At 30.6% G+C, this 4,852-nt stretch carries 5 protein-coding genes; all 5 read right to left on the bottom strand.

What is annotated here, in order from left to right:
- Positions 1–36: 36 nt before the first annotated feature.
- The 5 genes from DW761_RS20665 to DW761_RS20645 are packed head-to-tail and all read right to left on the bottom strand — an operon-like array spanning position 37 to position 4,749.
- Positions 37–813: a PASTA domain-containing protein gene (locus tag DW761_RS20665; protein WP_117519232.1), complete on the bottom strand. Its 777-nt coding sequence runs from the start codon at positions 811–813 to the stop codon at positions 37–39.
- A gap of 24 nt (positions 814–837) precedes the next feature.
- On the bottom strand, positions 838–1,977 hold the full coding sequence (wecB, locus tag DW761_RS20660) for a non-hydrolyzing UDP-N-acetylglucosamine 2-epimerase (RefSeq protein ID WP_117519231.1): 1,140 nt from the start codon (positions 1,975–1,977) through the stop codon (positions 838–840).
- Between the two features lies 1 nt (position 1,978).
- The gene (locus tag DW761_RS20655) at positions 1,979–3,130 is read right to left on the bottom strand and encodes an NAD-dependent epimerase/dehydratase family protein (protein WP_117519230.1); all 1,152 of its coding nucleotides are present in this window, start codon (positions 3,128–3,130) and stop codon (positions 1,979–1,981) included.
- A 2-nt stretch (positions 3,131–3,132) separates the two neighbouring features.
- Positions 3,133–4,176 carry a nucleoside-diphosphate sugar epimerase/dehydratase gene (locus DW761_RS20650; protein WP_117519229.1) on the bottom strand — a complete coding sequence of 348 codons (1,044 nt, stop codon included), beginning with the start codon at positions 4,174–4,176 and terminating at the stop codon, positions 3,133–3,135.
- A 3-nt stretch (positions 4,177–4,179) separates the two neighbouring features.
- Entirely contained in the window at positions 4,180–4,749 is a 570-nt protein-coding gene (locus DW761_RS20645) for a hypothetical protein (RefSeq protein WP_147323343.1), read from the bottom strand.
- Positions 4,750–4,852 lie beyond the last annotated feature (103 nt).

Genomic DNA, 4,852 nt, shown 5'->3' with positions numbered 1-4,852 from the left:
GAGGTACTAGCAATTGGTTTTTTTCTAGTGTCCGTTTTACAGGGTACAGTTTAGTTGAAAAGTTATTTCTTTTTTCATCGGCACATAACCATCAATATTTATTTGTAATAAGTAATCCCCTAAAGGAATATCTTCAAAGACTAAATAGTCTCTGACTATTTCTGGTGCATTTTTATCTTGATTCAAAGTAACTTTTTCTCTTTTAAAACTATCATACTTTACATTATATTTTTCGTTAATTAAAGATATAGCGCCTTTATCAGAAACTAACTCATTTATATTATCTGTAAATGCTGTCATTTTATTATTTCCCAAATGATTCATACTATAAAAATCAACTGCTGTGACCTGAAATCTTAAAGTGAATTTTTTTTCATCCTTCGGAATTGATTCTGCTTTATTAAAAGCCTCTTCTGTAATCAAATAGATAATAGAACCCTTTTCGATATATTTATCAATTTCTTTCCCATCATGATCTGTGACCTTGACTACAACATCATCTAATCCTATTGTTCCTTTCTGTTCAACAACAAAGCCCCTTTCTATTAATGTTTGTTTTGCTGTGTCATATTTGCTGTTTCTCATATCTGGTACTTCTATATAGAAAAAACTCATCAAAATTGATATCACACCGAATATAGAAATTAAAATTAATATCAAAGAAACAAAAAGAGATAATCCACTTCTTTCTTCATTTTCTTTTCTCTTCGAAATGATAAAAGAAACTATTCCAAAACCTGCTGATAAGAACGATGTGATAGAAATCGTTAGTGTTCCTGCTTGATTAATAAAATCCATTATTGTAGTAAACATATTTTTCTCCCTCGTTTTTGTTGACTAGCTCTTTCTCCACACCATCTTATTCACGACACCTGTATACGACTGAATTAGCTTTACAACCTTATTACTAACATCCTCTGTATAATTAGGTACTGGAATACCTAAATCGTTATTTTCATTCATTGCGACCGCAGTTTCAACTGCTTGTACAACACCATTATCACTAATGCCAGCTAAAACAAAACAACCTTTATCTAATGCCTCAGGACGCTCTGTACTTGTTCTTATACAAATTGCTGGAAATGATTTCCCAATACTTGTAAAGAAGGATGATTCCTCTGGTAAAGTACCACTATCACTGACTACAGCAAATGCATTCATCTGTAGATTATTGTAGTCATGAAATCCCAACGGTTCATGTAATCGCACTCTAGAATCTAATTGAAACCCTCGCTGTTCTAAATATTTCTTTGATCTAGGATGACATGAATATAGGATTGGCATATCATAGATTTCTGCTAATTTATTGATTGAAGTAAATAAATCTACGAAATTCTTTTCTGTATCAATATTTTCTTCTCTATGCGCAGATAATAAGATATAGCCTTTCTTGTCTAACCCTAATCTTTTTAATACATCAGAGGCTTCAATTTGGGATAAGTTTGCACGTAATACTTCAGCCATTGGAGAACCAGTTACATATGTTCTCTCTTTTGCTGTTCCTTCTGCATTTAAATATCTTCTAGCGTGCTCACTATAACACAAGTTTACATCTGAGATATGGTCTACGATTCTTCTATTTGTTTCCTCAGGTAGACATTCATCAAAACAACGATTACCTGCTTCCATATGGAATATTGGAATGTGTAATCGTTTTGCACTGATTGCACTTAAACAGCTATTCGTATCTCCCAAGATCAATAATGCATCTGGTTTTACTTCTACCATTAGTTTATAACTTTTTGCGATAATATTTCCTATGGTTTCTCCTAAATCATTTCCCACAGCTTCTAAATAATAATTCGGTTCTCTTAATACCAAGTCATCAAAGAAAACTTGATTTAAACAATAATCATAGTTCTGACCTGTATGCACTAAAACTTGATCAAAGTACTTATCACATTTCTTTATTACTTCTGATAAACGGATGATTTCAGGCCTTGTACCTACAATTGTCATCAGTTTTAATTTACTCATCTCATTCTACCACCTTTTCAAAATATGTATCAGGTTTATTTGGATCAAACATTTCATTTGCCCACATGATCGTTACCATTTCTGTTTCTCCTAAATTAATGATGTTATGAGTATAACCAGTTGGGATATCTACAACTTCCAGCTTATCTCCACTTACTTTGTATTCAATAATTTTATCATCACCAATTTTTCTAAACTGAATTAGGCCAATTCCACTGACAACCAGGAATTTTTCATTTTTTGTATGGTGCCAATGATTTCCTTTTATAATACCTGGTTTAGAAATATTTACACTAACTTGACCATATTCTTTCGTTTTCAAGAATTCTGTGAAACTCCCTCTATCATCAATATTCATTTTCAAAGGATAGTTAAATTCATTTTCTGGTAAATAACTTAAATATGTTGCATATAATTTCTTTGTTAATTCATCTTCTTGATCAATGACTTGTAAAGTCGTTCTTGATTCTTTAAAACTCTTTATCATTTCCGCTAAATCACCTAATGAGCAATCATATACTTTTTCTACTCCATAATGGGTACCATCAAAGATATATGGATTGCCACAGATACAATGAATGATTTCTTCTACAACATCATCTATATAGCATAATGGCAGTATAACATTAGGATCATTGATCTGTATATCTAACCCATGAGCAATGTTATAACACCATGTTGCAACTACACTGTTATAATTTGGTCTGCACCATTTACCGAATAGATTAGCAAATCGGTAAATATAAATAGGATTTCCATTTTCTTTACCAAAAGTAAGAAGTAGATCTTCGCCTTCTTTTTTACTTTTACCATAATCATTATCACGATCTGCTTGAATGGAAGATGAAATCATGATTGGGCACTGATTATTAGCTTGTTTTAGATAAGAACAAATAGTTTCTGTGAATCCTTTGTTTCCTTCATAGAATTCGGAAGGATTTTGTGGGCGATTAACCCCAGCAAGGTGTACAACAAAATCACAGTCACTGCAATATTGCTTTAATTCTTCTTTTGTATTATCTTTATCATACTCATAAATTTCTAAATTGGATGACAAAGAGAATACTTTATTTTTTTCATCCTTTATTGTTTTTAATGTTTCAATCAGATTCTTTCCTACAAATCCTTTTGAACCAGTTATAAGAACCTTCATAATTACTTATTCTCCCACTTATTTAATTCTTCTATTACTAATGGAACTTCCAAAATTTTATTTTTCACTTCTTCTAATGACATCAGTCTTGTGTTATTTGAATTAAATTGTGATAAAGTGGATTTCTGTACTCCTTCTGAAAAATATTTATCATAATTTAAATCACGTTTATCTGCTGGTACTCGATAGAAATTTCCTAAATCAATTGCATGCGCACATTCTTCGTCTGTCAATAACGTTTCATACATCTTTTCACCATGTCGTATACCTATCACTTTTATCTCATTGTCTGCATGAAATAATTCTTTCACAGCCTGTGCTAACACTTCAATCGTACATGCTGGTGCTTTTTGTACAAAAATATCACCACTAGTACCATGCTCAAATGCAAACAGTACTAGATCTACCGCCTCTTCTAAAGTCATTACAAATCTTGTCATGCTTGGTTCAGTAACAGTTAATGGTTTTCCATCATTAATTTGCGAAATAAAAAGAGGTATAACAGAACCTCTTGATGCTAATACATTTCCATATCTTGTACACATAATACTTGTTTTTTCTGGATCTACTGTTCTTGATTTAGCTACGATTACCTTCTCCATCATCGCCTTACTAGTTCCCATTGCATTTACTGGATAAGCTGCTTTATCAGTAGATAAACATACAACTTTCTTTACTCCACATTCTATAGCAGCGGTTAATACGTTTTCAGTTCCTAATACATTCGTTTTTACGGCTTCAACTGGAAAAAATTCACAACTTGGGACTTGTTTTAATGCAGCTGCATGAAATACATAATCTACACCATGCATTGCATTTTTTATACTATTAACATCCCTTACATTCCCAATATAAAATTTTAATTTATCTGAAACTTCTGGAAATTTAGCTTGATAATAATGACGCATATCATCTTGTTTTAATTCATCTCTTGAAAAAACCCTTATTTCTTTTATATCTGTTTCTAAAAATCGATTTAATACTGCGTTTCCAAATGAACCTGTTCCTCCTGTGATAAGTAGACTTTTATTTTTAAATTGTGACATTTTTTATCTCTCCTTTATTTTTTTATTAAAATATTTATTTAAACTAATTTGCTGTAATATACAATATGGTAATAAGATAATTGCGCTGCTCCATACTACTATTATCCAATTATCCATATACTTTGATCCAATCATAATAATTAAAAATTTAAAAATAACACCAACTAAATAACATATTGTTTGCATTTTCATTTTTGCCATACCACAAACTATTGTTGATAACATTCCACTATATACTATAGTACTACCAAAACACGCAAATGCTAATGCATAATAGTAATTAACAATTAAAGAATTCTCATTTAGCCAGATATCCATCAATGGTTGAAGAAATGGTATCAATCCAAATTCTAAAAAAATAACAAAAAAACCAATTAACTTTACTTTTTTATATAATTCATTTAACCAATCCCATCGCTTTTCTGTCATTGCTTTAGTAATAACTGACCATATTGGAGTCATTGCTAAAGTTGTTATCATAGAAATTAGGCTAGTTATCTTATAATAAAAAGTATATTCTGTTGTATATGAAGGTCCAAATAAATTAGTAATTAAAAATTCATTTGTATTCATAATTAACATATATAAAATTTGACATATAAAAAAAACTCCTCCAATACTTACAATGCCAATAAGTTAAGGGTATTGACAAAAACAAAAATCAGGAATATAGCTA

The organism is Absiella sp. AM29-15 (assembly GCF_003434225.1).
Taxonomy (GTDB): Bacteria; Bacillota_I; Bacilli_A; order Erysipelotrichales; family Erysipelotrichaceae; genus Hoskinsella; species Hoskinsella hominis.
The sequence above is the reverse complement of the archived record's forward strand: the minus strand, read 5'-3'. Positions and strand labels throughout refer to the sequence as shown.

What these genes read in the sequence shown, in the direction of transcription:
- DW761_RS20665 (WP_117519232.1), bottom strand. Translation starts at nt 813, where the DNA reads ATGTTTACTACAATAATGGATTTTATTAATCAAGCAGGAACACTAACG.
- wecB (WP_117519231.1), bottom strand. Translation starts at nt 1,977, where the DNA reads ATGAGTAAATTAAAACTGATGACAATTGTAGGTACAAGGCCTGAAATC.
- DW761_RS20645 (WP_147323343.1), bottom strand. Translation starts at nt 4,749, where the DNA reads ATGAATACAAATGAATTTTTAATTACTAATTTATTTGGACCTTCATAT.
- DW761_RS20650 (WP_117519229.1), bottom strand. Translation starts at nt 4,176, where the DNA reads ATGTCACAATTTAAAAATAAAAGTCTACTTATCACAGGAGGAACAGGT.
- DW761_RS20655 (WP_117519230.1), bottom strand. Translation starts at nt 3,130, where the DNA reads ATGAAGGTTCTTATAACTGGTTCAAAAGGATTTGTAGGAAAGAATCTG.